We start from the raw sequence: 2724 nt of genomic DNA on the forward strand, positions 1-2724 counted from the left end.
CTCGGTAGACTCTATGAGGTAGTTTATTCCTAAATTAGCTGCGGAATGTCGGATGATAAAGAAAAATCCATAAAATTTAGTAATGCTTTATGCTTGCTCAATACTGATCAATTTTCTTTATCAAGAATGACTTCAATTTTCACATTTTACAAACCTACTAAAAGTTTCTTTTTCAGTGACATACAAAGAAAAAAAAGCTATGAGATGAATTATAAAAATATATTTTCCCGATATGGATATTATGATGATGAAGGTAAACCACTACTTATTCGCTCACACCAGCCACGGCACCTTTTAAACACAATAGCCCATTATGGTGAAATGTCTGAACTGGATATAGCTAAATGGTCTGGTCGTATCAATGCGAATCAGAACAGAGTTTATAACCATGTGTCGGAAGAAGATATGTTAGATAAAATCAAAGCTATTAAATTGAATAGGAGTAATTACTGTCAAAGGGAGTCAATACCCACAAATGAATTGACAATTGATTTTGATAACCTTAATCAAGGTGCAATACACTTAACTGAATTTGGTTACTGTGTACATAACTATTTAATCAAGCCTTGTGCAAAAATTAATCATCTTATTGAATGTGATAATGAAACACCGGACATTAACTCAGTAGATAGAATTAGACTGCAATCTGTCCGAGAGAAAGTAATGCAATTAAAGAGAATAACTCAGATCGCTTATGAAAATGGTGATTATGGTGCAGACAAATGGTTGCAACACCACAAAAAAAATTTGGAAAGAATTAATAAACTATTGAATAATTGAAACAGGAGATGCATATGGCAAAACATTTAAACAGGAGTGAAATAAAGGCAATTAAACACATTATACTGACTTGGGACGGTAAAATCACATGGAGCGATTTATGTGAATCAGTTTATAAGAATCTAAACAGAACTATCACAAGGCAATCTCTAAGTGCTCATGATGAAGTTGTTGAAGCATATAGAACAAAGAAAAATTTGTCTAATTTGAAAAAATCTGGCCTTAAAAAGCCAGCTAACTTAACGATTGCGGCACAACAAATAATAAATCTTAAAGCCGAAAATGAAATGTTAAAAAAACAGAACAATAGATACAAAGAGCAGTTTAGCTATTGGCAGTATAATGCTTATAGACATGGTCTCACTATGGAACAATTGAATAGACCATTTAATAAAAAATAATAGTTGATAGGTTACACCTATTGACAAGTTAAATAAATACGATAAATATAAATATATGGTCAGGATGACTATTTCAATTATGCAAGGATGCATTTTATGGACAAAAACATCATCAATTCAGAGTTTACTCTGGAAGAGCAACTTATCATTATAATTGATAAATATATCTCAAAACGGTACCAGCCCGGAGATAAAAGTTTCTCATATCAACTTTACTTAATTTTTGTGGGATACCATTTAAAATATTTTTACCCTAAAAGGATTTATTCCAAATCCAATCGTAATATTGATAACATAATGACTATGTTTAGCTCGGTATACAAAAGTCTGACAAGCAATCTTCTACAACGATTAAATAACAAAGAAGGAGTTATTAGGGAACTAAACTCGCTTGTTAATTACATAGATAACAATCAAGAAAAAGCAGAGGAAATCTATGCTACTGTCAGAGCACAATATGAAATGAAAGTAATTGAGAAAGAGTTAACCCATGAAGTTCGCGTAAGAACCGTCAGGTTATAGGCAATAAAAAGCCCCTAAGCAGGGGCTAAAAGACTTCTTGATATAGGCTACTACTGAACTTCTTTCCAGACACCATCAGATTTGATTAGTTTTACTGGTTTTGTTTGTTTCATATTACTAATAGAGGCATCGACAATGCAGTTATAAACATTGTTTGCTTCTTCTGTGCAACTAACTTTCTTCACGTAATCGATTCTTAAAAGATCTTTTTCTGTAACTCTTGAATCAAGAGCTTTCATACTTGTATTTGTTCTATCTACAACACTTTTGAAAACATTGTATATATCGTCTTGCGATGGTTCATTGTTACATGCGGTTAGAAGGAAGGTGGTAATGATAACTGTGATAATTGAGTATATTTTCATTTTCTTATCCAAAAAACAATTAATTAAGAATGCCAGTTTTGGTGTTGTTATTGTCAGAGGAAAAAGTCCATTTACTTACAGTCTCTCCCTTGAAGTCGATTTCAAGAGTTTTAGACTGAGTTTGGGAACCGCCAGTAAACAGCCCCACAACAGGAATGAAAGTCGTTGCATTGAACTGATTGTTAGACATGAAATATTTCCATTGCTCATTTCCGTCATCGAGTGTGGTTCTTGTATCAGGCTCACCTAACTTAGTGAGTAATTCCGTCTTAGTTGTTTTGTTTTTAATGATCTTTGACTGGAGGCTTTGTGGTGTTTCGTTTTTAAGGTTCTGGTTCCCTGATGTTGAACAGCCAGAAAGCAGGAAGACAATAATAAAAAAAGAGGACGTTATAAATCGGTTCATTTACTTTCTCATTTTATGTTTGCGGTTGTGTGAAATTAATTTCACCGTATAAAAACAACTCTGTCTGCATACATTCTTTTGATTTTATAGATAAGAATAATGATGCTTACGAAAAACGTAATGACTGATACAAGAGTGCTGCCGGTCCACGAAAATGCTAACCACGCGAGACCAAATGCCACGAATTGAAACAGGAATGGGCTTTGTTGAATAAATCAGATTTCGGGTAAGTCTCCCCCGTAGCGGGTTG

Annotated in this window: 4 protein-coding genes and 1 pseudogene; 3 read left to right on the top strand and 2 right to left on the bottom strand. The window is 33.5% G+C overall.

Annotation, left to right across the window (positions count from 1 at the left end):
* Positions 1 to 54: 54 nt before the first annotated feature.
* The 3 genes and pseudogenes from HX884_RS25975 to HX884_RS25985 all read left to right on the top strand — a co-directional run.
* Positions 55 to 780, top strand: a pseudogene (locus tag HX884_RS25975) (DNA-binding protein); the annotation flags it as partial.
* 14 nt (positions 781 to 794) lie between these two features.
* Positions 795 to 1181 (top strand): hypothetical protein, encoded by a 387-nt coding sequence (locus tag HX884_RS25980; RefSeq protein ID WP_001062150.1) that lies wholly within the window; start codon positions 795 to 797, stop codon positions 1179 to 1181.
* 96 nt (positions 1182 to 1277) lie between these two features.
* Positions 1278 to 1703, top strand: a complete 426-nt coding sequence (locus tag HX884_RS25985; RefSeq protein WP_000360018.1) for a hypothetical protein — start codon at positions 1278 to 1280, stop codon at positions 1701 to 1703.
* Positions 1704 to 1753: 50 nt separating this feature from the next.
* Here HX884_RS25985 and HX884_RS25990 read toward each other — a convergent pair whose 3' ends face one another.
* Positions 1754 to 2068, bottom strand: coding sequence for a hypothetical protein (locus HX884_RS25990; protein ID WP_000708681.1), 315 nt, complete (start codon positions 2066 to 2068; stop codon positions 1754 to 1756).
* Between the two features lie 19 nt (positions 2069 to 2087).
* Positions 2088 to 2474: a hypothetical protein gene (locus HX884_RS25995; protein ID WP_001078959.1), complete on the bottom strand. Its 387-nt coding sequence runs from the start codon at positions 2472 to 2474 to the stop codon at positions 2088 to 2090.
* Positions 2475 to 2724: the final 250 nt, after the last annotated feature.

It is taken from the genome of Enterobacter sp. SECR19-1250, from assembly GCF_013391025.1.
Classification (GTDB): domain Bacteria; phylum Pseudomonadota; class Gammaproteobacteria; order Enterobacterales; family Enterobacteriaceae; genus Enterobacter; species Enterobacter cloacae.

What these genes read in the sequence shown, in the direction of transcription:
- HX884_RS25985 (WP_000360018.1), top strand. Translation starts at nt 1,278, where the DNA reads ATGGACAAAAACATCATCAATTCAGAGTTTACTCTGGAAGAGCAACTT.
- HX884_RS25990 (WP_000708681.1), bottom strand. Translation starts at nt 2,068, where the DNA reads ATGAAAATATACTCAATTATCACAGTTATCATTACCACCTTCCTTCTA.
- HX884_RS25980 (WP_001062150.1), top strand. Translation starts at nt 795, where the DNA reads ATGGCAAAACATTTAAACAGGAGTGAAATAAAGGCAATTAAACACATT.
- HX884_RS25995 (WP_001078959.1), bottom strand. Translation starts at nt 2,474, where the DNA reads ATGAACCGATTTATAACGTCCTCTTTTTTTATTATTGTCTTCCTGCTT.